Annotated in this window: 18 protein-coding genes; 15 read left to right on the top strand and 3 right to left on the bottom strand. The window is 59.7% G+C overall.

All coding sequences use genetic code 11. From position 1 onward, the window contains the following. Positions 1-395 precede the first annotated feature (395 nt). The 6 genes from NKH21_RS17460 to NKH21_RS17485 all read left to right on the top strand — a co-directional run bounded on the left by NKH21_RS17460 (position 396) and on the right by NKH21_RS17485 (position 3,864). Entirely contained in the window at positions 396-713 is a 318-nt protein-coding gene (locus tag NKH21_RS17460; protein WP_352578874.1) for a Mov34/MPN/PAD-1 family protein, read from the top strand. 360 nt (positions 714-1,073) lie between these two features. Continuing rightward, complete coding sequence (locus NKH21_RS17465; protein ID WP_352866393.1) at positions 1,074-1,223, top strand: hypothetical protein; 150 nt, start codon at positions 1,074-1,076, stop codon at positions 1,221-1,223. A gap of 136 nt (positions 1,224-1,359) precedes the next feature. Further along, entirely contained in the window at positions 1,360-1,533 is a 174-nt protein-coding gene (locus NKH21_RS17470) for a hypothetical protein (RefSeq protein WP_352866396.1), read from the top strand. A gap of 63 nt (positions 1,534-1,596) precedes the next feature. After that, the gene (locus NKH21_RS17475; protein WP_198023637.1) at positions 1,597-2,406 is read left to right on the top strand and encodes a type IV toxin-antitoxin system AbiEi family antitoxin domain-containing protein; all 810 of its coding nucleotides are present in this window, start codon (positions 1,597-1,599) and stop codon (positions 2,404-2,406) included. Beyond that, positions 2,403-2,927 carry a nucleotidyl transferase AbiEii/AbiGii toxin family protein gene (locus tag NKH21_RS17480; RefSeq protein ID WP_352866398.1) on the top strand — a complete coding sequence of 175 codons (525 nt, stop codon included), beginning with the start codon at positions 2,403-2,405 and terminating at the stop codon, positions 2,925-2,927. The genes NKH21_RS17475 and NKH21_RS17480 overlap by 4 nt, the downstream gene beginning before the upstream one ends. Further along, positions 2,917-3,864, top strand: a complete 948-nt coding sequence (locus NKH21_RS17485) for a nucleotidyl transferase AbiEii/AbiGii toxin family protein (RefSeq protein WP_352866401.1) — start codon at positions 2,917-2,919, stop codon at positions 3,862-3,864. Before NKH21_RS17480 ends, NKH21_RS17485 begins: the two co-directional genes overlap by 11 nt. Positions 3,865-3,974: 110 nt before the next feature. Here NKH21_RS17485 and NKH21_RS17490 read toward each other — a convergent pair whose 3' ends face one another. Continuing rightward, positions 3,975-7,694, bottom strand: coding sequence for an SIR2 family NAD-dependent protein deacylase (locus NKH21_RS17490; RefSeq protein ID WP_352866403.1), 3,720 nt, complete (start codon positions 7,692-7,694; stop codon positions 3,975-3,977). A gap of 199 nt (positions 7,695-7,893) precedes the next feature. On the opposite strand from NKH21_RS17490, the gene NKH21_RS17495 reads away from it, so the two are divergent. Beyond that, the gene (locus tag NKH21_RS17495; RefSeq protein ID WP_352866406.1) at positions 7,894-9,231 is read left to right on the top strand and encodes a hypothetical protein; all 1,338 of its coding nucleotides are present in this window, start codon (positions 7,894-7,896) and stop codon (positions 9,229-9,231) included. Between the two features lie 602 nt (positions 9,232-9,833). Here NKH21_RS17495 and NKH21_RS17500 read toward each other — a convergent pair. Both NKH21_RS17500 and NKH21_RS17505 read right to left on the bottom strand, forming a co-directional pair. After that, positions 9,834-10,364 carry a hypothetical protein gene (locus NKH21_RS17500; protein ID WP_352866408.1) on the bottom strand — a complete coding sequence of 177 codons (531 nt, stop codon included), beginning with the start codon at positions 10,362-10,364 and terminating at the stop codon, positions 9,834-9,836. Then, positions 10,348-11,766: a hypothetical protein gene (locus NKH21_RS17505; protein WP_352866411.1), complete on the bottom strand. Its 1,419-nt coding sequence runs from the start codon at positions 11,764-11,766 to the stop codon at positions 10,348-10,350. The genes NKH21_RS17500 and NKH21_RS17505 overlap by 17 nt, the downstream gene beginning before the upstream one ends. 755 nt (positions 11,767-12,521) lie before the next feature. Here NKH21_RS17505 and NKH21_RS17510 point away from each other — a divergent pair. The 8 genes from NKH21_RS17510 to NKH21_RS17545 all read left to right on the top strand — a co-directional run bounded on the left by NKH21_RS17510 (position 12,522) and on the right by NKH21_RS17545 (position 24,990). Continuing rightward, complete coding sequence (locus NKH21_RS17510) at positions 12,522-16,538, top strand: tetratricopeptide repeat protein (RefSeq protein ID WP_352866413.1); 4,017 nt, start codon at positions 12,522-12,524, stop codon at positions 16,536-16,538. A 383-nt stretch (positions 16,539-16,921) separates the two neighbouring features. After that, positions 16,922-17,815: a nitrogenase iron protein gene (gene nifH / locus NKH21_RS17515; protein ID WP_023801970.1), complete on the top strand. Its 894-nt coding sequence runs from the start codon at positions 16,922-16,924 to the stop codon at positions 17,813-17,815. 96 nt (positions 17,816-17,911) lie between these two features. Next, positions 17,912-19,414, top strand: coding sequence for a nitrogenase molybdenum-iron protein alpha chain (gene nifD / locus NKH21_RS17520; RefSeq protein WP_352866415.1), 1,503 nt, complete (start codon positions 17,912-17,914; stop codon positions 19,412-19,414). Positions 19,415-19,542: 128 nt separating this feature from the next. Further along, positions 19,543-21,084, top strand: a complete 1,542-nt coding sequence (gene nifK / locus NKH21_RS17525) for a nitrogenase molybdenum-iron protein subunit beta (protein ID WP_352866418.1) — start codon at positions 19,543-19,545, stop codon at positions 21,082-21,084. Between the two features lie 63 nt (positions 21,085-21,147). Next, positions 21,148-22,638, top strand: coding sequence for a nitrogenase iron-molybdenum cofactor biosynthesis protein NifE (gene nifE, locus NKH21_RS17530; RefSeq protein WP_352866420.1), 1,491 nt, complete (start codon positions 21,148-21,150; stop codon positions 22,636-22,638). Positions 22,639-22,647: 9 nt separating this feature from the next. Beyond that, positions 22,648-24,030 (top strand): nitrogenase iron-molybdenum cofactor biosynthesis protein NifN, encoded by a 1,383-nt coding sequence (gene nifN, locus NKH21_RS17535; protein WP_352866423.1) that lies wholly within the window; start codon positions 22,648-22,650, stop codon positions 24,028-24,030. Next, positions 23,996-24,493 (top strand): nitrogen fixation protein NifX, encoded by a 498-nt coding sequence (nifX, locus tag NKH21_RS17540; RefSeq protein ID WP_352866425.1) that lies wholly within the window; start codon positions 23,996-23,998, stop codon positions 24,491-24,493. Before nifN ends, nifX begins: the two co-directional genes overlap by 35 nt. A gap of 17 nt (positions 24,494-24,510) precedes the next feature. Continuing rightward, entirely contained in the window at positions 24,511-24,990 is a 480-nt protein-coding gene (locus NKH21_RS17545; protein WP_352866428.1) for a NifX-associated nitrogen fixation protein, read from the top strand. Positions 24,991-25,016: the final 26 nt, after the last annotated feature.

Genomic DNA, 25,016 nt, shown 5'->3' on the forward strand with positions numbered 1-25,016 from the left:
GACCCCGAGTCAGCGCGGTCGGCCCTATGAACGCGAAGAGACGAGCGATTTCAGCTGCCGGACGGCCTTGATTTAATATGCCGATGATTTCAGAGCGCTGATTGGGCGTTAGTTTCGGACGGCGTCCACCGTCGCGCGGCGCTAAAGGCAGGGAGGAAGATTGATCTCTTTGCGTATCATTATATTTATATATGATACGCTAACAGATCTTAAAACTGTTGACTTGCTCGCTGGATGAGATTCCCAGTCAGTAGGTCTGCTTCCGCAGCTGCCCTTGCCTGCGAGATGGCTCTAGATTGGGCCAAGGCCGCAATGCCGATGGGCTGGAATTAGCAACATGAAATGCCTGCTTCCCGTCGAACGTCATCGACCGAAAGCCCCGATCGGCTCGTATCGTGGTCCGCACATCGAGATCGTGGACTGTACCGCCCCGCTGCCGGCGGAAGTTAAGACGGACTTTGTTCAACCGCCGTGACGCGGGCCATCAGGTGGCGGCCATGGCTGCCTGGACGTTGAGCGGCGGAACTGAAAGCTTCGTCGGCGAGTGGCACACGCACCCGGAGCACGACCCGCACTATTCATCAATCAATCGGCAGACTTGGGACGCCCTGATGCGAAATGCGCGGAACCCTTTGATCTTCGCCATCGCATGTTGGAGCAGTTGGTGGTGGGGAAGGGGCAAATCGGGCACAACTAGTCATCTCGAACCTTAGACGCGGAACGCAAAAACAGCCCCGGTTAATCAGGAAGGTTATGGCATTATTGCGGGGACAGGATTTGAACTGTGACCTTCAGGTTATGAATTTGAGGGCTTTTGAGCCCCGAGACATAGGTGACATTGCGCGCACCCGAAGAGATTCGAATTCCTGACCCGCGATTCATAGTTTATCTTGATGCTTTCCTGGTGTATCCGTCTTTTCCGCTACAGTACACAATTTGTATGATTCCACAGCCACTTAAGCGATACTTCGTACTTTGCGTAGACGCACCATCTAACTATGTGCGAGTCTAAAACCGGCCGAAAACCGGCTAGATTTTCGGCCGGTGTACCCCCAGACTCGCAGAACTAGGCCATGGCCGACATTCGTATCCTCCTCAACGACAAGGCGATCAGCGACCTCGAGTCGCCTAGTTCGGAACAGTATCGCGCCCGCGACGCCCAGCTCAAAGGCTTCCATGTTGTGGTCGGAAGGCGGAGGAAAGTATTACTCTTCGACATTTGATCCCGTGAGGGGCTGAGTTTCAGTGACGTCAAGCAGGCGCCCGTCCGAGGCATTCGAGGTGGCCAGGCACTCCGAAGGCAGAGGTCACAAGTTTGAATCCCGTCGGGTGCGGCAAGAGACGTGCCTATCGGCGACGATGACCGCACCCTTGGGGGGCTCGTCGCTCTATCGTGGGCGGCTCGCGCAGCGTTGCCTCGGCGTAAATCACGGCAAGCTCGACCTCGTCGGCATCGAAGAACGGATAGGCCGCTGGTGCTTTTGCCTTTTGATCCATTCGCTCTACTTCGCACTTATCGCGAAATTGGAGTGATACAGCAATGGCAACTTCGTTGCTCTAATTGCAAAAATTCGCTTTTTTTGCTAAGTAGTGCAGATGGAGAAAAATGCTGCCCACCTTCCCCAGGGTCGTTCGCAACTTGTCCGTGTGCTGTCCGCGGCGGGCGACGTCATTCACGTCGATGACGTAGTGGCTGCTCTCCAACTCGACCGTACCGCCGCCGCCCAGCGATTGTCGCGCTGGGTGGAGCAGGGATGGCTGAGCCGCGTGGGCCGCGGCGCCTATGTCGCGGCGTCAATTGATACGTTGGGGTCGGATCGCGTCCTTGATGATCCATGGGTGCTCGTCCCCGCGCTCTTCGCGCCAGCCTATATCGGCGGTCGCACGGCGGCCGAGCATTGGGACCTCACCGAACAACTCTTCAAGGACATTCTCGTGATGACCGCACAGGCGGTGCGGCAGAAGCGCCAAGAGAGACACGGCACGCTTTTTTCGTTGAAGCACATCGATGAGCGGAAGCTCTTTGGCACGAAGAGCGTCTGGCGCCATCAGACGCGTGTGCCCGTGTCGGACGTGCACCGCACGATCATCGATATGTTGGATGACCCAGCGATCGGCGGCGGAATCCAGCACCTGGCCGATTGCCTCGCTGCCTACCTACGCCGCAGTGACCGCGACGATGAGAAGCTCATCGAGTACGCGGTGCGTCTCGCCAATGGCGCCGTTTTCAAGCGCCTGGGCTTTCTGGCGGAACGCTCCCCCGAAGGGGCGGCGCTCGCGCGCCTTTGCGAACACCATCTCAGCGGCGGCCACGCCAAGCTCGACCCCGCCCAGGATGGGCCGCACGTTGTGACAAAGTGGCGACTGCGCGTGCCCCCGCGCTGGGCTCGCGAGGGAACGACATGATCGAGAAGCGCGAAATCCTCGCCATCGCCCAGCAGACATCCCTCACGCCACATGTCGTTGAGAAGGACTACGTCCTCGGATGGATGCTCGCCGGCATCTACCGGCACGAGGATCTCGCGGAGAATTGGGTGTTCAAGGGCGGCACGTGCCTGAAGAAATGTTTCTTCGAGACCTATCGCTTTTCCGAAGACCTCGATTTCACGCTTATCAAACCCGACCAACTCGACGCCGACTTTTTGGGGAGCACGTTTTCTGAAATCAGTGAATGGCTTTACGAACAAACAGGCATCGAGATTCCAGCCGACAAGCAAGAGTTCGAGATCCATCAGAATCCCCGTGGGCAAATCTCGTGTCAGGGAAAGATCAGCTATAAGGGGCCTGTCTCATCAACCCACGCGCTTCCGCGCATCAAACTCGACCTGACGGCTGACGAACGTGTCGTTCTACCGCCTGTCCGTGCGCAGATATTCCACCCGTACAGCGACGGTCCAGAAAATGGAATCGAGGGTCTTGGCCTATGACTACGTGGAAGCCTTCGCCGAAAAATTCCGCGCGCTCGCAGAGCGGACACGCCCACGCGACCTTTATGACGTCGTGCACCTCTACCGAAATGCCGAGGCACGCCCTGACCCGCAGCGCTTCATGGAAGTCCTGCGCGCTAAATGTGAATTCAAGGGCATCGACATTCCGCGCATAGCTGACCTTGAGCCGCACCGCAGGGATCTTGAAACGGGCTGGATCCACATGCTGCAGCACCAGCTCCCGGCGCTCCTGCCGGTCGCGACCTTCTGGGAGTCGCTCCCAGAAATTTTCGCCTGGCTCGAAGGCGCCGTCACGCAACCACTCGCGGCGATGCCTATCCGCACTGGTGACACGCTCATCCGTGAACGAATCATCGGTTTGACTGCGGGCGGCCGAGGCCAAACCTTCGTTGAGATGATCCGCTTCGCTGCGGCTAACCGGCTCCTCGTGGAAATTGATTACCGGGACAAGCAAGGCAACCGCTCCACGCGCGCGATCGAAGCTTACTCCCTCCGCCGCTCGCAGGCAGGAGACGTGCTGCTCATGGCGGTGCGCGCAGACGACGGGCAGCCGCGCAGTTATCTGGTCGATAGCATTCTCGGGGTCAAAGCCACCCAGACGCCATTCGCACCGCGCTACCCCATTGAACTTACGCCATCAGGCCTTCAAAGCATTTCACTGACCGCGAGTTCGGGCCCAGGAGCAACTTTCGAGGTGCGCCGCACGCCAGTTGTTCGGCGTTTGCCCGCTCTTAGATCGACCCGAAGCTCGAGTTTCACCGCGGCAAATGGCCCAACCTACGTCTTCAGGTGCTCCGTCTGTGGAAAGACGTTCAGCAAGAAGAGCTACGATGCGACTTTGAACAAGCACAAGAACAATCGGACAGGTTACGAATGCTACGGCACGTTTGGTACGTATGTGACAACGAAATACTAGTTAACGGAAACGACCACGGGGGTCTGTGTCAAGAGGTGATTAAGAAGTGCGGCGATGGTCGCTGGCTGGTGATGCTGATCGATGAAGCCAATGCTGTGCCACGCTCTGCATCAATCCTCGTTCGCATCGCCTCCAGCCTTGTATTCACGAAACGCGTTTGCCCGGCCGCGGCGCGTATCGGGCAAGGGATCGCTTTCAATCGCCTTTGACCAGGCGGCGCGCATGGCCGGGTCCCCGCGCTTGTTCCGGTCCATCGCGCTGACCAAAATGGCGCCGAAGTGCCGCGCGAGGAATGGGTCGTAGCGCAGTTGCTCGGCCGGGCCGGTCATCTCGGTTTCTTCGAGGATCAGTGCGAGGCCGATGCTCAATACGTCATCGATTTTGGCTGGCACCCGCGCCGGGTCCTTGCGCATTGAGGATGCCAAGAACCGAAGGGCCCACATTAATGGTGAAGGCGCTCGCACCGCTACCACCTGCGCGATCTCGGGCCAGAGCGCCGCTTCAAGGTCGGCCTCGCAGCCTTTCGACCAGTAAATCTGATCCAGCAGGGCCGAGAGAACCAGCACATCGGTCTCATCGCCACTTCCGATCAACGCTCGCAGCCCCTTCGTGGCAGCATCCACCGTCACAATGCCCAGATCGAGGAGCCAGGGGTAGGCAGCTTCCAGACGAAGCGGATATCGATCGAGTATCGCCAGGGACCGCAATTTCTTGGTCGCAGCGGGGCTTGACTTTGCTCGCATCGCGAGGTTCGCTACGATCCGCCCGCATTCCTGCGCTAAGTTGCGATCATTACTGCTGAACAGGTCTGGTCTCGCCGATACGGCAGCATGATTTGCAATATAAACGTGAAGACGCTCGATCAGCGCAACGAGATGAGCCTCGTCGATCAGAAACTGATTCTCTCTGAGCAGGTTTGCCAACGCACCGCTCTTGAGATCTGCATCCGTGAGCGGAGCGTCGGAAAGAAACTTGGCACACAAGGCTCCTTGCGGATCCGCGCTGGCCGGCTTTGGAAATGAGAGGAAGGCACCGGGGTAGAAGACAGTCCCGCTGGGCAGGCCGTCTTCAACATAAGCTGGATCCCACAATGCTTCGCCAAATACCTGTAAGTCTTTTCCGTTGAGCAGCTTGGCATTGAACAGCCATGCCGTCCGCGACGAGGCCGGGAGCCGTGTATCGGCCTGACGCAACGCCGCGAGTGTATCTGAGACGATCTTCCGCCATTTCGGATCGGGTTTCCCCATCTTGACGTCGCTCGGGAGATTCTCCTCCGGATCGCGAACGCCATGGGCGAAATTGCCGGGGTTCCTGGTGATCGGATGCTCAAAGATTGCGAGCAGCATCGCATCGTGCGCGGGGATCTCCGCAGCCTCAAAGCAGCGGCTCACCATCTGGCGCAGCTGATCGCCTATATCGATGCTACGGGGAAATCGGGGATCAGCATGTAGGGCAAGTCCGATCTCCAGCAACTTTGGAGCGCGATGCGGCGTGCGCAGGACCACGCGCGAAGCGATTTCGAGCGCGGATTTGAGCCGTTCCATCCAAAAGCGCTGCTCAGTTTTTCCCGCATCGACACGCTTCTTCGCCGCATCGATCAGGCGGAGAACGCGATCGATTAGACGGTCCGCCTCGCCCGCGTTGACCCTGGCGATCATCGAACGGGAAAAAAGCGCGTCAAACTGCTTGCTCGTGGATCCAGGTGAGGCCAGAAGAAAAGCATCGATCGCCCTTGTTGGTGCGACATCCATCAGCCAGCGCGCAGCTTCGAACACGACTTGCCTGGCGACCGCTGCATGTCCAATGCGAAGCGGCAGGCCTCCCTCTTCCTGGAAACGGAGAGCCTGATAAGCAAGAAGCCGGTCAATGCGTGGATCTAGTGGTCCAAAATTGAAGGTTCGATATATCGAGCCCAGATCAAATCGCCGCGTGCTTTCTCGCTCCTGCTTGAGCGGTGGCGCCGGCTGAGCGAGGCGGTCCATTAAGTTGAAGAAGTCGCTGCGACCCGGGCAGCCACGCGCTTGGAGTTCCTCCTGGCGCATATCGAACCGGTCGCGCACGGGCCCGTTCTCATGCCAATCGCCAAGCGCGCCGAACAGCACGGAACTGCGAAACAGCAGCGCGAAACTTTCACGTGACCAGGAGGCGATGTCCGTCACACCCCGCTGAGTTTGCTCGCGGATCGCGTTGAGCGCCTGCACCGATAACAGCGACGCTTCCTCGTCCCGCCCAAGATCCGCGAGCAAGGCCGCCTTGCGCAACAGCCAAAAGCTGTCGCCCTGGACATTCCACTTCTTGAGCGCTGCCTCGAGCCCGTCGATATCAAAATCTGCGCGCAGGCGCAGGCAGCTGTCATAGGTCAGGCGCTCGAGCCCTTCCGTATCCTCCGCGAGCCTGGGCGCCAGCCAATCCGACCAGCGCTTGTGAAGGCCGGCATCGTTCTCTTCGCGCGCGTGGCGCAAGATCGCCAGCGCAAGGGCTCGAAATTGTCTTGCCGGTTCGGGGGGTAGTTGTTCGTAACGACCGATCAGAGCGTCCAGAAGTTCCAGAACTACATCATCGACGGTCAATGCCAGCGGAACGAGCGCCGCCTCCTGTTGCCAGTTGAGCTCGAATAATGCATCGAGCCGCTCGTCCTCGTCGAGGGCACGCAATCCGCTAATGATATCGTCGAGACGCATCGATAGACGTCGCCAGAGCAACTGGCTCGTATCGAAGGGAGGCACAATCCAGCCGGGGTATATGGTACGGTTCTGCCGCCACTGTAAGACCAACTCGCGAACCATTTGCACAGGTGTGTTGATGTCACTCCACCGCGGATCCGGCATCGGTGATCTTGAATCGGGAACCGGGCTCACATGCACGAGCGGGGGTACAAAACCTGCAGCTGGTCGCGGCCAGCGCTTCGCTCGATACGGTTCAGCCGCACGCAAGCATTCAAGGAACCACCGATGGGCATTCTCCATCTGCTGGCTCTTCGGCCAGGTCTCGAACATCTCAAGTTTCGCGAGATCGATTGGCTGGATGCGCCGGCTTTCGAGCATCTTGCGTTTCGGTGCGCTTAATCCAAGCGCGCCCACCAGATAGATAAGCGGGGCCTTCGGCCCTAGCCGATCGCGCACCCAGCCAGACCAGAACAGGAAGTTCGGGTCGTCGCCCGAGAATCCCAGCAGAACCAGTGTATTCTCCATCGCGAGCTGCTGCGCGAGGTTGACGAAAGCCCCAAATCGCGCCGGATAGGTCCGGAAATCCTCTTCCGTGAAGACAAATGGGCGATGCGACGGGAAACTGCCGTGCAGCTTGATGACCCTCGGTGCCCGCGCCTCCGGAATCTCCTCGACGGTGCGCAGGATGTCATAGACCCGCTCTTCTGCGCTTTCAGCCGCTCGTTCAAGCAGCGTGTCCCAGTTGGTCGTCATGATATCGGCCCACGGGAGCTGGACGAGCATTTCGTGCAGTTTACCCGGCGTGAACTGGCGGTCGGGGACATTTGCCAGTATCAATTTGTCGAGCGCATTGCGTCCGAATTGTGCCTCGAATTCTTCTGCCACCCGCAGATAGGCGCTGGTCGCGCCACTCTGTTTCAACAGCCGTTCTCGTTGTTGGTTTTGGTCTGTCGCCTGGCCGGAGTTTGCCGGGTAAAGCTGGTTTACCATTGTTCCGTAGATGTCGTTCCAGTCTGGCATCGTGCCACCAGAGGCTCGCACCGGAGTTGCGTTGCGGCTGAATCCGGCGCCAACCAGTAAGGCAGCAGATCCCACCGGCTCTCGCGCCCAAAGGGCTTCGGCGATCCGCGCGACATGCGGTGCATCCGAAAAGGAATTCATCATCTAGATCCCATCCCCTGGCGTAACCGCATTCCGCAGGAATGGAGCGCCGCTGTTTCCCCAGACTGGGATAGCTTCTAAACGAAATTCTTGCCAGTAATTTGAGTCGAGCGACACCGGTCGATCAGACTCGCTGACAAGCAACAGTTTAGAAGGAAAAAATGGATCTCGCTCTTTCATTGTTATCAAAGAAACTGGTCCCATGACGTTCGGAACTGATGAACGATTGAAAAGCTATCTGGACACAAACCAGTTGCAAAGGGAACGTATGTGCACTGCCGTCCTTGCTTTGGACAAGCGGTTCACGAATGTTCGACCACGTCACCCTCGGGGCGGACCTGATGGGGGTCGAGACATCGAAGCTGTCTTGAATGGGGAACAGAAAACTTATGGTGCTATCGGGTTTGTCAATCAAGCTAGCGATTCAACGGATCACAAGAAGAAAGCCCATAAAAAATTCTCGGCGGATTTGGCGAGTGCGACCGCAGCCGATCCTGAAATCAAGGCCTTTGTCTTCTTCACAAACGTGAATCTTACAGCCGGCGAAAAGAATGCCCTGGTTGAGACAGCCACGAAAAGCGGGTTGGCCTATTGCGAAATCTTCGATCGGGAAAGAATTCGCTTGGTTCTTGACGGTGCCGACGGAATGGCGATCCGATTTCAGTCACTCGGCATCCCAATGTCTGACGCAGAACAGGCGACATTCTTCGCGCGATGGGGCGACGATATCCAAAGTGTGATTGTTGATGGATTTAGCGAAATAAAGAGATCGCTGAACCGAATGCAATTTCTGCATGAGATGAATGCTCCCCTTGAGCAGTTCCTCGTTCTCTTAGAGCTGGACCGCGAATACAATGGCAATGAAATCGGCCACTTCCGGTTTTTCGTGAGTATGAGTCTCGCCGAACCGAGAGATGGGCTCTTTATGGTGACGTTTGGAACGTCGGATCGCGCTGATAGAGCGAGCGCAAAATCTTTGGCGGACGTCGAGGCCATGCCCGCGGGCATCTTCCACGGGATGATGGGAGCCAAGTGGGAGCAACGCATTACGACGTCGGGAGATGACTCGAAACAGAACGCTCCCGCAGACGAAGGGGACGATGACGGAGAGGGCATCAGCGTCGGCACATTCACGTCAGTCGGGATGGAGAACGTGCGCTTTTTGCGTGCTGAGTTTGGGTATGGTGGCGGTAGCTTTCGCTTCGGTCCCTATCTCCGTCTTTCTGACATTGACGACAGCATGATTGCTCTGTTCATGAACAAGACATTGGCAGACAAGATCAAAGCCATTCATTTTATCGGGAACCAATACAAGTTGGCCGAATACGGCCGTGACGGTTTTCGAATTGACACACACGGCAAATTTGAGCCGAGTCTGATCTTTACGCCGTCTGAGTTAACTGACGAATGGCGCCGGATCATGCGGAATTTCGGTCCATTCAGCGTTCGATATTCCGAGATGACGCCCATCAGACTCTTCGAGCCAGTCGAGGCGAGCAACTCCCTGCCAGTCCGACGGTCAGGGAAGGCGAGCATTTAGCGTAAAAATTAAGGCCCGAGTCAGCACTATCAGGTTGAGGAATGCGTAACGCCACAGTGGCTGCACTCGAGATCCACACGTTGCAGGTTGCTGCCTACGTCGAACTGCTGACGAGCCACGCGGCGCCGAAGCGAGGCACCATGTGTCAGCGAAGCCGATACTGATTTGGTGAACAGTCCACCCCAATATCTGAACCTCGACGGGTTCCTACCGAAGAGCCACCCAAGGATGGTAGACCGTTTTTCGCATTTGACCCGCAGGGCATCTGGCGGATTTCCTAGGGCAATGCCCTGTTCGATGTTGAGGCAGTATGCGTAGATCTTCATGAGGCCTTTAAGGGGCCATCACGAAGGGCGTTTCCTATGCTGATCTCGTCTACGCTATGCCACGGTTTGTCAGCGACGCTGGACATAATTCAGAGGCCCCTCTGTCACGGGGCCTTTTTTTAGAAATGGCTCGCCGGCCTCAACTAGACGTCGCGGCATCCCGCACTTGAGATCGCAGGGCACGGCGAAGGGATTGTGCAGACCGCAAACTCCCATCCGGGTGGTGATGAAAGCCGTAGCTGCGCGTGAGAGGCTCAAGTCTATGCAAATGATAGCTCAGGCGGCCCTCACCTTTGCAATATCTCGGATGGAGCCGATGCGAACCGTAATCTCGTCAGCCTCCAATTTGCCAATGTCGGCGTTGCGCTCATGATGCCTGTTCACGATGACCTGATTGAGCTCGTAACCTCCCCGCTTTGCAAAGACATATCTGTATTCCTGCTCCGCAGCGTAGGTATCGCGCTTCAAAAAAGGAAGGTGTGTCGGGTTCTTGATATCGACCCCTTCGGCCACGGCGGCATCAGTTCGGTAGTAGGTGATCCGGTCGGCTCGCAACAATGGTCGATCGAGCCGGTAACGGCTTCGGCGCAATAAGGCGCCAGCGATGCGGTCGCGCAATGCCTGCTCATCGGTAATTTCTATGCACGCTCCCCCGAATTTTCGCAAACCGTCATCATAAGCCATAGAGAGGCAAAAGCAGAAAATAAGCTCCGGCCGTTTCAGCTCGTTGTGGTAGGCGAAGCGGCCAACAATCTTCTGCCCGGTCGTTACGTTAGTGATGGTTACCTCGTTATTCGGCGCGTCCACATGCATGCCCTCGTAGGCATCTACGCGTGGGTCGCCTTTCGATCTTCATGAAGTACGGCAGGTTACGAAACAGGAGGTTCCCATCGAGGACGCTCCGCCGCGAGTGACGAAGGCGACTTGTTTCCAGCAGCTGCCGTTGGCGGCGCACTTCGGCCTGTTCTTCCATCTTGGCTTTGCGGCGGGAAATCGCATTGCCGATAGGCAGCCCTGCGCTCCCATAGAAAAGAGGACCGTTTCCTTCCAGCATCTGCACAATGGTTTCGATTTCGCCGATGATCTTGGGCGCCTCGACCTCCGACCGAAGTGCCCTGTCATACGTCAAACCGGATTCCTGGTGGATCGATTGCAGCCACTGCTCGACCGTTGTGCCGGCGCGTTCGTCTTCGGGAAGCTTGCCAAGTATCCACCCTACCCGCTGCACGGTTTCCTGAATCAAAGTGGTTCTTTGGTTTGCTGCCAGGGTCCTCTCGTTCCATGGTTTAGCGAACGCCGGGGCGAGTATGAAACCGAAGCCTTGCGGGATAAGGACACCCTCACCGAGCAAATATTTCAGATAATTGTCGACTGCCTTCCAAGCCGGGGCGAAGCGGGCATCGATCGCGGTGACATCGTCTGCCACCTCGCTAGACACACGCAGAAAGGCCTTTTGGATCAGCCGGCGTTTTTCCAAATGGTTGACAATCGGCACGGCTTTGCACTGAGCGTTGCCGAGGCAGCGATCATGAAAGACCTCGGCCAGGATGATGGCTTGCCATACCGCCGGCGGTTCGGAAAAACAGGCGAAGCCCGGGACGTCGCGGCCGACAAACTTTGCAAGACCGATCGCTTGAAGCTCGACCTCGCGTGGGACGACGAAGTCACGGCCGACCGGGTTCGCCAGTGCCTGTCTGTATGCTGCCGCTGTTTGCTCAACCCAGCTTCGGTATTTGGCTGTCGCGGCAGCCTCGCGCCTGCCCCGTCCTTGCTGCCATTTGAGCTCATCTGCGTCTTGCTTGGCCCGCGCAGCTTCGATGCCTGGATGATAGAGCCACCGACGCGTTGCGGTTTTCAGCACCGCCTCGTTGATGGCAACCCTTAGCGAGTCACGCGGAGGCTTGGACAGATCGATTTCGTCGGCGGGGATCTTGTGTTCCCTGAGGCGCTGGATTTTGGCGCTGTCCGCGAAATGGGTGACGGCGACCTCGACGAACAGGTCATAGCCGAGCGCGCGAACATACAGGTCGGGAATGATGGTCTTGGAATCGTTGTACTCGAGCCGAAGAAATTCGGTTTCGACCTCCAGGCTGGGCTTCATCACCAGGCGTTTGTTATCGAGCCCAAGCCGCTCTGGCAGGATCAGCTTCGGATTGCTGCGAAACGCTTCCTTTGCCAGCAAATGCAAAACCGTCTCGACGAGCGCCACGACGGTTCGAGCGCTGCACCAATGCAGCCGACTAACGTCGTCGCAGAGCGCGGAAGATTGCACGGCGCATCGGAACTCGACGTTCAAAAGCGGAATCGTAGCACAGAGAATAGATTCGTATGTTATCGTAGCCGTAAGGAGGAGCGACGATGAATAAAAAGTATTGCCAAACACAACCGATTAAGATGGAAGGATAAAGCGCGCATGGCGCGTCGGTTTGTCGGCTGTTTCTTTTAAAAGTTTTGAAGCAGATCGCACATTGTGGCCCTTCGGCCTAATGTCCGCAGAGTATGTAAGGTCTTGTGTTCGAACCCTGTTTTGCACATTGCGGGATTGGTTCACACCATAGTCGCGAGTTTGCATTTGATCTAGCGATTCGCCAGACCCGGCGTGCCAGGCGCGGCCGTTCATCGCTAAAAGGCTTAGCGATGAACGGCGGTGGCTGGTTCTCGCGCTGTGGTGGCTTGCGGTGCCCGCATCGCCCGAGGCCTACCGGTGGCATGGGTGTTGGGCCGAGAAGGAGAAATGTTGGCACTAGGCCGTCAGCCGGCTTGCGGTCTTTTTCAACAGGTATTCGAGTGCGCGAAAAACCAGGTGAGCGACTGCGGTTAGGTGGAAAGCTTTCCTCGTAGCGCAACGTCGTCTCCCCGTTGTACGATTCAGGGAGACTCGCGATCCAGGTCTGAGCACAGCGTTTGCGAGCATTTATGACGACCGAGCGTGAGCCGGGGGTGTGCCGTGCTGGAGGAGCTTTATTGACGAGCGTTTTCGGGTCAGGACCAAGCCTCGATGCACCAAAGGGTGATGTCGCGCGCCAGGCAACCGCTGCGCTGCGCGGTTATGGCTATCAGCTCTACGCATCAGGCTTGGCCTGGCTGGGTTTGGGAGACGGCGAGATCCTCCACCTCGAAGTGGCCGAAGACTATGCAGTCGCAACACGTGACGCGCTCGCAGGAACCCAAGTCAAAGACACGGGCGGAAGCGCGAACATCACCCTCCAGTCGGCAGGTGTTCGCGCCGCAATCGATTCCTTCTTCGATCTCGTGCACCGCAATCCCAAGCGCGCTGTTTCGTTCCACTATCTGACCACGTCCGAAATCGGCGTGGAGCGAAGCAAGGCGCATCGCATCGCAGGAGGTGCCGCACTTCATTATTGGCGCCGGGCCGCGGCGGGAGCCGATGTCGGGCCCTTACGCACGCTGGTGGCAGCGCTCGATCTGGAGCCGTCCACGAAAGCCCATCTCGAAGCACTGACGGACGACGATACGTTCCGGAGCGATTTCCTCCGGCGCATACACTGGGATTGTGGCGCACCGGGCATTGCGGGCATGCGCGACGAGCTTGAGGCTGGGCTTATCGAATATGTTGCATCCGCAAGACGGCTCTCAAGCCATACGGGGAGGGCTGTTGTGCCGGCGGTTGTCGAGCGCCTGCTGATGACGGCGGTTACTGGCAATGCGCGACAATTGCGTCGTGCCGATCTCCTCGTGCTAATCGACGAGACAGCCATTGTTGCAGTTCCTCTGCAGCAACTATCGGCGGCGTTCCAGGGCGGCGGTACAGGCGCGACCTTCACGCGACCGGCCTTGCTGGTACCGGCGAGCGACTTACCTCTTCCCGCGATCCGGGCTCCGCGAATAGACTTAGTCGCCGCGCTCGACACCGCACGCCGCACAGCAGGGGTTGCGATCGCGAGCGGCGCGACGGGATTGGGCAAGTCGCTCGCCGCGCGCGTCGTGGCAGACTGCTGTGAAGGGCGGTGGTCGATCGTCGACTTCCGCAACTTATCTCCCGCCGAGACCGCCGCACGGTTGTCGCTTCTGCGGGGGGAACTGGCTGCCACGTCCGCAACGCACCTTATTCTGGATGACGTGAACGAGATCGACGATCCTGCCGTACGTGATGCGCTGCTGCGCGTCGTCACCAGCCTTCGGCGACGTGATTGTACTGCGGTAATCACAAGCTATCGCGCACCGACCAAGGCTACCCATTACCAACTGGCACCCGAGGCGCCCTCAGCAGTCGAGGTCGCGTATCTGGCGGAGGAGGAAGTTACCGAACTCGTCGCGTTGGCCGGCGGCGATACCAACTACGCCGGTGCGGTCTATCGCGCTGCGGCACGCGGCCATCCTCAGCTCACCATGGCGGCGCTGCTCCATCTCAAGTCAGCAAATTGGTCAAGGGCATCGATTGGCGCGGTCCTGGGCGGGCAGATCCCCGACGAACTGGGCGCGGAACGGCGCGCAGCGCGACAACGCCTGATCGCGGCGTTTCCGACCGACGCACAGACGCTGCTGCTGCGCGCTAGCCTGATCCGCGGTGGGTTCGACCGCGGCCTTGCCCTAGAGATCGCGGGGCTGGAACCGATCGTACCGCTTCCCGGCCTTCTGCTCGACCAACTCGTTGGTCCTTGGATCGAGCCCTATCGGACAAAGCGACTGCGGGTTTCGCCATTGCTCGAAGATGCCGCTGAGGATGTGCTCACCTCCGCAGAATGCCGCGCCGTTCATCGCCGCATTGCCGACGCGATGTTCCGGGCCAGGAGCATCTCCGTACTTGATGCGCCCGCAGCGATGCATCACGCGCTCAGGAGCGAGGAGGGTGGCTTCGTCTTCGCCTTCGCGCATAGTGTGATCACCTGCCCGGTCGAGGTGCTGGATTTTCTCGCTCCCTTCCTGGGCGAGCTTATGGCCTTCGCAACCGACACGCCGATCTTCCCGCAAGACCTCGCAGCGTCGGCGATGCTGCGATTGGCCCAGTTGCTCGTCCTTCTTCCTTATGGCACTCCCGGGAATGCTCGCGCTGCCTGGGACGCCTTCGAACGCGAGCGTTTTCATGTGACGGGACCGGAACTCATCGAGGGCTTCACGCTTTCCAAGCTCCTACTTCATCCGCGCACCGGCGAGCTCTTTTCCGATTGGTTGGAGATACTACTTCGGTTCGACCGGCTGCTTGGGATCTCGCCCCAACTCGCCACGGCCAACAGCAACTTCAAGTCCGTTGCCGGCGATCCGCATGTGAGCGGCGTGTTGTTTGGGGCGCAACTTGGCAACGTCCGAACGGTCGCTCGGTTCAAGGAAATCCTGGAGCGACTTGATAATGAAGAGCCCGCGACGCGCGACCGGGTCCTCTCATCCTTCCAGCCTGGGCGAGGCGATATTTCGATCCTCGTCAACCATGGCTGGCTCAAGGAATCGCGAACCGACACGTTTGATTGGGAGGCCGCTGCCCGCGATTATGCCGCCTGCGCAGACCTCGCGATCAGCTGGGGCAATGCCATGCTCGCGACGCGCTGCGCGATAGCGCGGGCCATTTGCCTCGACGAGAATGGCGACGATGCCGAACGGGCACTTGCCTGCCTCGCGCAAGCCGAGGACAAATTCGGCTTCGACATCGCAATTTCGCGCGCCCGGGCCAAGATCCATTGGCTCAGGCGCGATCATGCCTCGGCGCTCCCGCTGCTGACAGCGGCTGCAGAAGCCGGCGGCCAGGACACTATCGAACGGGCCTATATCGCTCGCGAGGCTGGCATAAGCGCCGCGACGCTCGGCGACTGGGCAGCCGCCCAGCAATGGTTCGAACGTGCTCTGGGGGAGGCTTCGACGCTCGACAAGATGCCTTCGGTGCGCGCGATGGCGATCGGGCTGCTCGCCGATACCGCCCATGCCGCTTATTGCGCGGGCCGGCCTGAAATCGCGATCGTCAAGATGCGCGACGCCCTGTCGGCCCTGCCTGGCATCGACCCGGAGGGTACGCTAGCCGAAGCCCATTGCCACCGTGTCGTGCGCCATGGCCTGCTCTGGCTTTACCGCGAAATCACGGGGACCAAGGCCGGCGCTCAGGAAGAAGTGATCTATTCGCCTGGCTGCGCCAGCAACACCGAGCCGCTTGAAGCTATCCGCGAACATCCAGTCGTCGCCCTCGACGTCGCCTTCTACCTACTCGCCGATGCGGACGAAGCACTCGCGGCACCCACCGGCTTCTATCGCGATTTTCGTGACTATCTCGTAGAGGGCCCGATCGTCTCGTCGGAGCTTTCAGCGGCGATCGCCGAGGATCGAAGGACTATCGCAACCCACGATCCTACCAATTTCGTCCAGCGAGTGCGGCGCCATGCCTCGGTCGCCGAAATGGTCGCCTCCGGTGAGTGGCTCGAAACCGACGCTGCGCTCAAGAACCCCAGACGCGGCACGATACCGTTGGCGACGATTCGTGAAGACGCCGATGAGGACCTGCGCCGTGCAGCTGAAGACTATCTGTTGAGCTTCGCCACGGCCGCGGCGCTCGCCGGCGCGTTCGACGCGATCGACGCAGTTGTTCATGAGGGATTGGCCTCGTCCGAGATCGGAGCACTTCATTCCTTGCTTCGCCGCATGCGTGGCGACCTTACGATAATCGCGACCGATCGAGATGGCGCCGCCAACACGATCTGGCTGCTGCGCGAGGATCTAACGGCGCGCCCCGCCGAATTCTGCTGGGCAAGCGCATGGCTACTGTTCCATGTCAATGCCTCGCGGCTCCGTCTCGGTGTTGAAGAGCCGCTCGTGGCGTGGATTTTCGGTGGGTGCGCCTATCTGGTCAGCAACGGCCGCTTCCGCCTTTCGTTTCCGGCGACCACGGTGCCGCCGGTCGAGGCTGTGCTTGCGCGACCCGAGCGAACGATCGCGTCCGCCGCCGAACTGCTTCTCACGCTCGCACCCGCAGTGGCGACACGGTTCATTCCACAGGCGCGGTCTACGCTGGAGAAGATCGCCGGAACCTCGCCGAAGTGAACGCTGCGATGAACTCCACTGCAATTCTGCAGGCGGTGTTGCTGCTGTCAGCCTCGTCCTCCGGCTCCATCACGGTGCCGCAATTAACGCTAGAGGGTCGAGATGCTGTTCGCTAACGATGCGGTTCGAACGAATGCGGTGACTGAGGATCGCGATGCGACGCTTTGTGTCGCCATTGTCGGGTCCGCTACACGGCTTGTTCCGACGATCCTTTCTTCGGCCTCGAGCTAAATCCCTGAAAAGCAACCACGAAATTATTCTTCGGTTCGATCAGCCAAGTTGGCACGAGTCTTGAGATCCTTGGGTGCGAGGCGGCGACAGCTGCCCGACCGGCATTCATGTCGCGGCAGCCGCGATGAATGGAACGAAGGAAGGAAAGCTACATGTCAGGTTTGCGTCAGATCGCCTTTTACGGCAAGGGCGGCATCGGCAAGTCCACCACCTCCCAAAATACGCTCGCCGCCCTTGTCGACCTCGGGCAGAGAATCCTCATCGTCGGCTGCGACCCAAAAGCCGACTCCACCCGCCTGATCCTGAACGCGAAGGCGCAGGATACGGTCCTGCACCTCGCGGCAGAGGAAGGTTCGGTGGAAGACCTGGAACTCGCGGACGTGCTCAAGGTCGGCTACAAAGGCATCAAATGCGTGGAGTCGGGCGGCCCTGAGCCGGGTGTCGGCTGCGCCGGCCGCGGTGTGATCACCTCGATCAACTTCCTCGAGGAGAACGGTGCCTACGACGATGTCGACTATGTCTCCTACGACGTGCTCGGGGATGTGGTGTGCGGCGGTTTCGCGATGCCGATCCGCGAGAACAAGGCCCAGGAAATCTATATCGTCATGTCCGGCGAGATGATGGCGCTCTATGCCGCCAACAACATCGCCAAGGGCATCCTGAAATACGCCCACTCGGGCGGCGTGCGGCTCGGCGGCCTGATCTGCAACGAGCGCCAAACCGACCGCGAGCTCGACCTCGCCGAAGCGCTGGCTTCCAGGCTCAATTCCAAGCTCATCCACTTCGTGCCGCGCGACAACATCGTCCAGCACGCCGAACTCAGGAAGATGTCTGTCATCCAGTATGCGCCGGACTCCAAGCAGGCCGGGGAATACCGGGCGCTGGCCGAGAAGATCCATGCCAATTCGGGCCAGGGCACCATCCCCACCCCGATCACCATGGAGGAGCTCGAGGACATGCTGCTCGACTTCGGCATCATGAAGACGGACGAGCAGATGCTTGCCGAGCTTCAGGTCAAGGAAGCGGCCAAGGCCGCCGCACAGTAGCGACCGCTGCCGACATGAGGGCGCGGCCTTGACCTGGTGCGCCTTACAACGGCGCCTCGTTGATGAGGCGTCAGCCTGAACCTTGAAAGGGGTCCCATGAGCCTGGAATACGAGAATGACGGTGCCCTCCATGCGAAGCTTATCGAGGAGGTGCTGTCGCAATATCCTGACAAGTCGGCGAAGCGCCGCAGAAAGCACCTCAGCGTCGCAAAGAGCGGCGACGAGGCTCGCGAGGAAAGCGAGCTCCTTTCCGAATGCGAGGTCAAATCGAACATCAAGTCCATCCCCGGCGTGATGACGATTCGTGGCTGCGCCTATGCCGGCTCGAAAGGCGTGGTGTGGGGTCCAGTCAAGGATATGGTCCATATCTCGCACGGCCCGGTCGGCTGCGGGCAATATTCCTGGTCTCAACGCCGCAACTACTACGTCGGCACGACCGGCATCGACACGTTCGTCACGATGCAGTTCACCTCCGATTTCCAGGAGAAGGACATTGTTTTCGGCGGCGACAAGAAGCTGGAACGGATCATCGACGAGATCGAGGAACTGTTTCCGCTGAACAAGGGCATGACTGTGCAATCCGAATGCCCGATCGGCCTGATTGGCGACGACACCGAAGCTGTGTCCCGCAACAAGGCCAAGGAGCACGAAAAGACAATCGTGCCGGTGCGCTGCGAGGGCTTCCGCGGCGTTTCGCAATCCCTCGGCCACCACATCGCAAACGATGCGATCCGCGACTGGGTGTTCGAGAAGAAGGACCTCGAGTTCGAGGCCGGCTCATTCGATGTCAATGTGATCGGCGACTATAATATCGGCGGCGACGCCTGGGCTTCGCGCATCCTGCTCGAGGAGATGGGCCTGCGCGTGGTCGGCAACTGGTCGGGCGACGCTACGCTGGCCGAAATAGAGCGAGCGCCGAAGGCGAAGCTAAATCTCATCCATTGCTACAGGTCGATGAACTACATCTGCCGGCATATGGAGGAAAAGTATGGCATCGACTGGATGGAGTACAATTTCTTCGGCCCCTCTCAGACTGAAGCCTCTCTGCGCAAGATAGCCAAGCATTTCGGACCGGAAATCGAGGCCAAGGCCGAGGCGGTCATTGCCAAATACCGGCCGTTGGTCGATGCCGTCATCGCCAAGTACCGGCCGCGCCTCGAAGGCAGGACGGTGATGCTCTATGTCGGCGGCCTGCGCCCCCGTCACGTCGTCACGGCATATGAGGATCTGGGCATGGTGATCGTCGGCACTGGCTATGAATTTGGCCATAACGACGACTATCAGCGTACCGGCCATTACGTGAAGAAGGGCACGCTGATCTATGACGACGTGACTGGTTACGAGCTGGAGAAGTTCATCGAGGGGATCCGTCCTGATCTCGTTGGCTCCGGCATCAAAGAAAAGTACCCGGTCCAGAAGATGGGCATACCGTTCCGTCAAATGCATTCCTGGGATTATTCCGGCCCGTATCACGGCTACGACGGCTTCGCCATCTTCGCCCGCGACATGGATCTGGCCGTCAACAACCCGGTCTGGGGCCTCTACGACGCCCCCTGGAAGAAAAAAGCCGAGCCGTCGGCGGCGATCGCAGCCGAATGAAAACCTGGCCTCCCGGAAGCCGGGAGGCCGTTGAACGCCTGTGGCCCTTTGTCCGCGGGAGACCTGAAACGTTTCGACGTCCCTGTGCCGCCGTATGGCGCGGCCAGATGGAGAAGAGGTAACCACCCATGCCGCAGTCGGCTGAAAAAGTTCTCGACCACGCGCCCCTGTTCCGCGAGCCGGAATACAGGCAGATGCTCACCGAGAAGAGGCTGAATTTCGAATGTCCTCACCCGGACCAGGTCGTTACCGACCAACGCGAATTCACCAAGACGTGGGAATACCGCGAAAAGAACCTCGCTCGCGAAGCGCTTGTCGTGAACCCCGCCAAGGCCTGCCAGCCGCTCGGCGCGGTGTTCGCGGCCGCGGGCTTCGAGCGAACCATGTCCTTCGTCCACGGCAGCCAGGGCTGCGTGGCCTATTACCGCTCGCACCTGTCGCGCCATTTCAAGGAGCCTGCTTCGGCAGTTTCCTCCTCGATGACCGAGGACGCGGCAGTGTTCGGTGGCCTGAAGAACATGGTTGACGGGCTCGCCAACACATACCAACTCTACGACCCGAAGATGATCGCCGTCTCGACCACTTGTATGGCCGAGGTCATTGGCGACGACCTGCACAGCTTCATCGAGAACGCCAAGGACCAAGGCTCGATCCCGCGCGACTTCGACGTGCCCTTCGCCCACACGCCGGCCTTCGTCGGTAGTCATGTCGACGGCTATGACGTAACGGTCAAGGGCATTTTGGAGCACTTCTGGAAAGGCGAGGAGCGAACGGAAGCCGAGGCAACCATCAACATCATTCCGGGTTTCGACGGCTTTTGCGTTGGCAACAACCGGGAGCTCAAGCGCCTGCTCGATCTGATAGGCGTGTCCTATACCTTCATCCAAGACGCCTCTGACCAGTTCGACACGCCGTCGGACGGCGAATACCGCATGTACGACGGCGGCACGAAGATCGAAGACGTGAGGAAGGCACTCAACGCCGAGGCGACGCTGTCGCTGCAGCATTACAACACCCGCAAAACACTGGAGTATTGCGAGGGAGTCGGGCAGGCGACTGCCTCGTTCCATTACCCGCTCGGAGTCCAGGCGACCGACGACTTCCTGATGGAGGTCTCCGCGATTTCCGGCAAGCAAATCCCCGAGGCAATCCGCCTGGAGCGCGGCCGACTTGTTGACGCCATGGCGGACAGCCAATCCTGGCTGCACGGTAAGAAATACGCCATCTACGGCGATCCGGACTTTGTCTACGCCATGGCCCGCTTCATCATGGAGACGGGCGGCGAGCCGACCCATTGCCTCGCCACCAACGGCACCTCGGCATGGGAAGCGGAGTTGAAGGAACTGCTTGCATCATCGCCCTTCGGCAACGGTGCTCAAGTCTGGGCGGGCAAGGACCTCTGGGCGATGCGCTCGCTGCTCTTCACCGAGCCGGTGGACCTGCTGATCGGCAACTCCTATGGCAAGTATCTGGAGCGCGACACCGGCACGCCGCTGATCCGGCTGACGTTTCCGATCTTCGACCGCCACCATCACCATCGGTTTGCGCTTATGGGCTACCAAGGCGGGTTGCGCGTCCTGACGACGATCCTCGACAAGATCTTCGACAAGCTCGATTGCGAGACAAGCGAGACGGGCGTGACGGACTATTCGTATGACCTCACCCGCTAAGCGTGGCGGCCGCCTCTTCGGTGAGGCCGGTCGTCTTCCCGAGGGACTTTGGAGACCGACGCAATGTCCTCGCTCAGAGCCAAAATCCAGGATGTCTTCAACGAGCCCGCCTGCGAGCAGAACCGCGGCAAGGATGCCAAGGCGCGCAAAAAGGGCTGTTCGAAGCCACTGACCCCCGGGGCGGCCGCCGGCGGCTGTGCCTTCGATGGCGCCAAGATCGTGCTGCAGCCGATCACCGACGTTGCGCATTTGATCCATGCGCCGCTCGCCTGCGAGGGTAATTCCTGGGACAACCGCGGTGCGGCTTCGTCCGGGCCAACGCTGTGGCGCACGAGCTTCACGACCGACCTCACCGAACTCGATGTTGTGATGGGGCAGGGCGAGCGCAAGCTTTTCAAGGCGATCCGCGAGATCAAGGAAGCGTATGGGCCGCCGGCGATCTTCGTCTATCCGACCTGTGTTACGGCGCTGATCGGCGACGACATCGAGGCCGTCTGCAAGCGCGCGGCGGAAAAGTTCGGCCTGCCGGTGGTGCCGGTCCATGCGCCGGGCTTCGTCGGCTCAAAGAATCTCGGCAACAAGCTTGCAGGCAAGGCGTTGCTCGAGCATGTCATCGGCACGGTCGAGCCCGACGATGCCGGCCCTTACGACATCAACATTCTTGGCGAATTCAACCTCTCGGGCGAATTCTGGCTGGTGAAACCGCTCCTGGATCGGCTCGGCATCCGGGTACGCGCCTGCATTCCGGGTGACGCGCGTTACTTCGACATTGCCTGCGCGCACCGCGCCCGGGCGGCTATGATGGTGTGCTCGACCGCGCTCATCAATCTCGCCCGCAAGATGGAGCAGCGCTGGGACATCCCGTTTTTCGAGGGCTCCTTTTACGGCATCACCGACACCTCTGAAGCGCTCCGACAGATCTCTCAGCTGCTCGTGAAGAAGGGTGCCGATCCGGAGATCCTCGGCCGCACCGAGGCATTGATTGAAGAGGAGGAGGCGATTGCGTGGAAGAAGCTCGCGGCCTACCGACGGAGGCTGGAAGGCAAGCGCGTGCTGCTCAACACTGGCGGTGTGAAGTCCTGGTCGGTCGTCCATGCGCTGATGGAGACAGGCATCGAGATCGTCGGCACCTCGGTCAAGAAATCCACAGTCGAGGACAAGGAGCGCGTCAAACAGATGCTCAAGGACGACAACCACATGTTCGAGCAGATGACACCGCGCGAGCTTTACGCCATGCTCTCAGAACACAAGGCCGATATCATGCTGTCGGGCGGGCGCACGCAATTCATCGCGCTGAAGGCCAAGACACCCTGGCTCGATATCAACCAGGAGCGCCAACACCCTTACGCCGGCTATGACGGCATGGTGGAACTCGTACGCCAGATTGACCTCGCCATTCATAACCCGATCTGGTGCCAGGTGCGGGAGCCGGCACCATGGGATTGCCAGCCTGCGGTGAGGGAGGAACTGCCGCGCACGAAAAGCGAGGCCGCGACCTTGCATGCTGTCCAGGAATTCGCCAGCACGATGGCCGACGATTTCGGCGAGTGTTGAGGAAAGCCGATGGTCCGCATCCTTCCCCAGACGAAAGCGGCGGCGGTCAATCCGCTGAAGTCATCGCAGCCGCTGGGTGCCGCCTTGGCCTTTCTTGGCGTCGACGGTGCGATGCCGTTGTTCCACGGCAGCCAGGGGTGCACCAGCTTCGCCCTCGTGCTCTTCGTGCGGCATTTCAAGGAAGCCATCCCCTTGCAGACAACCGCGATGGACGAGGTGGCGACGATTTTCGGCGGGGCAGACCATCTGGAAGAGGCGGTCCTCAATCTCAAGGCCCGCGCAAAGCCAACGCTGATCGGGGTCTGCACGACGGCGCTGGTGGAAACCCGGGGCGAAGACTGCGCAGGAGATGTCGCCAATATCAGGCTGAAGCGCACGGAAGAACTCGCGGGTACGGAGGTGGTGCTAGCCAACACACCGGATTTCGACGGCGCGATCGAAGAGGGCTGGGCCAAGGCTGTCACCGCTATGATCGAAAGGATTACGCGGCCCGGCGAGCAGGCGCGGCAGTCGAAGAAGATCGTGATCCTGCCTGGCTGGAACCTCACTGTGGCTGACCTAGAGCATTTGCGTGAGATGGTTGAAGGCTTTGGACTGAAGCCCGTGATTCTGCCGGACGTCTCCGGCTCGCTCGACGGTACGGTGCCCGACCGCTGGGTCACGACCACCTATGGCGGCACCAGCGTCGAGGATATCCGTGAGCTTGGCACGGCCGAGCAATGCATCGTCATCGGTGAGCATATGCGCCGCCCAGCCGAGCTGCTGCAGAGGTTGACCGGCGTGCCTTACGTGCTGTTCCGGTCGCTGACTGGATTGAAGGAGGCCGACCGGTTCGTCTCGCTGTTGTCCGCGGTTTCGGGCGCGGCGGCGCCGGCTGGGGTGCGCCGTCGCCGGGCGCAGTTGCAGGACGCGTTGCTCGACGGACATTTCCACTTTGGAGGCAAGAAAATTGCGATCGCTGCAGAACCAGACCAACTCTACCAACTCGCGAGCTTCTTCGTCGGAATGGGCTCCGAAATCGCGGCGGCGGTCACCACGACCGACGTGTCGAAAGTTTTGGAGGAAGTATCGGCGCAGTGGGTTCAAATCGGCGATCTCGGCGATTTGGAAGCTCTTGGCGCCGGCGCTGATCTTCTCGTCACCCATTCCCACGGCCGCCAGGCGGCGCAGCGCCTCGGCATTCCGCTCATGCGGGTCGGCTTCCCGATCTTCGACCGGCTCGGCAGCCAGCACAAGCTCACAATCCTCTACCAAGGGACCAGCGACCTGATCTTCGAGGTTGCCAACATTTTTGAAGCCAACCGGCACGCGCCGACACCTGAGGCGCTCGATCCACTCCGTAAGCGAGAAATGCCAGATGAGCTCCGTTCGTCGCCTCTCGCTCGTCACTGACGAGGTTCACGCACCGACGCCGGAACGCCAAGCCGGCGCATTGCGCGTGGCGATCGCCACGCAGGACATGAAGAACCTCAACGCCCATTTCGGGTCGGCCAGGCGCTTTGCTGTCTACGACGTGATGCGCGAGGAGTGGAATCTCGTCGAAGCCGTGGCCTTCGATGACGTTTCCGACGAGAGCGGGAAGCATCGGACTGAGGGCGATGACCGCATCACCGCGAAGGTGGAGGCGCTGAAGGGCTGTCATCTGCTGTTTTGTCTGGCGATCGGCGGACCTTCGGCAGCCAAACTTGTTTCCGCAAAGATCCATCCGATCAAAGTGCCGCAGCCCCAGACCATCCAAGAGGTGCTGTTGCGCACGCAGATGATGCTCAGGACGTGTCCTCCCCCTTGGCTGCGCAAGGTGCTGGCGCAGGCAGGTGTCGCTAAACAGAAACCGTCCTTCGAGGAGGAGGACTGAAATGAGGAGGAAACGAAATGTCTGATGCCACGGTTACCTCCGCTGTCAACGAGGACGAGGCGGCCCTTGCCACCCCGTTCGTCAAATGCCTCGTGCGGCTGGTCCGGGCTCATGATTCCCACGGGTCTTGGGAAGGCAAATCGGACGCCGAGCTGCTGGGTGACTTCATCATCACCAGGGAACAGCGCCGTGCGATCCCGATCATCGGCGATCCCGATCCGGACGTGCTGTGGAGGCTCGAGATGTTTTACACCGCCGTCGGGCTTGCGATCGAGGAGCGCTCCGGCCTGATGGCATCGCCGATGATGGAGATGAGCCATGAGGGCTTCGGGCGCGTGCTTCTCACGGCCGGGCGGTTGGTCGTTCTGTCGAAGACCCTGCGCGACGTCCACCGGTTCGGCTTCGAGACGTTCTGGAAACTCGCCGCGGCGGGCACGAAACTGGCCGGCGATGCGACCGCAGCCATTGAAGCCTATCCCGAGGTCGCACGGGCTTGATGGAATCGATTTTCGATCAAGGGGAA

The organism is Mesorhizobium sp. M1329, assembly GCF_040318035.1.
In the GTDB taxonomy this organism is placed as follows: Bacteria; Pseudomonadota; Alphaproteobacteria; order Rhizobiales; family Rhizobiaceae; genus Mesorhizobium.

Bases quoted from the DNA above. Each gene is read 5' to 3' on its own strand.
- NKH21_RS17465 (WP_352866393.1), top strand. From the start codon at position 1,074: ATGGCCGACATTCGTATCCTCCTCAACGACAAGGCGATCAGCGACCTC.
- NKH21_RS17470 (WP_352866396.1), top strand. From the start codon at position 1,360: ATGACCGCACCCTTGGGGGGCTCGTCGCTCTATCGTGGGCGGCTCGCG.
- NKH21_RS17475 (WP_198023637.1), top strand. From the start codon at position 1,597: ATGGAGAAAAATGCTGCCCACCTTCCCCAGGGTCGTTCGCAACTTGTC.
- NKH21_RS17480 (WP_352866398.1), top strand. From the start codon at position 2,403: ATGATCGAGAAGCGCGAAATCCTCGCCATCGCCCAGCAGACATCCCTC.
- NKH21_RS17490 (WP_352866403.1), bottom strand. From the start codon at position 7,694: ATGATGAATTCCTTTTCGGATGCACCGCATGTCGCGCGGATCGCCGAA.
- NKH21_RS17495 (WP_352866406.1), top strand. From the start codon at position 7,894: ATGACGTTCGGAACTGATGAACGATTGAAAAGCTATCTGGACACAAAC.
- nifH (WP_023801970.1), top strand. From the start codon at position 16,922: ATGTCAGGTTTGCGTCAGATCGCCTTTTACGGCAAGGGCGGCATCGGC.
- nifD (WP_352866415.1), top strand. From the start codon at position 17,912: ATGAGCCTGGAATACGAGAATGACGGTGCCCTCCATGCGAAGCTTATC.
- nifK (WP_352866418.1), top strand. From the start codon at position 19,543: ATGCCGCAGTCGGCTGAAAAAGTTCTCGACCACGCGCCCCTGTTCCGC.
- nifE (WP_352866420.1), top strand. From the start codon at position 21,148: ATGTCCTCGCTCAGAGCCAAAATCCAGGATGTCTTCAACGAGCCCGCC.
- nifN (WP_352866423.1), top strand. From the start codon at position 22,648: ATGGTCCGCATCCTTCCCCAGACGAAAGCGGCGGCGGTCAATCCGCTG.
- nifX (WP_352866425.1), top strand. From the start codon at position 23,996: ATGAGCTCCGTTCGTCGCCTCTCGCTCGTCACTGACGAGGTTCACGCA.
- NKH21_RS17545 (WP_352866428.1), top strand. From the start codon at position 24,511: ATGTCTGATGCCACGGTTACCTCCGCTGTCAACGAGGACGAGGCGGCC.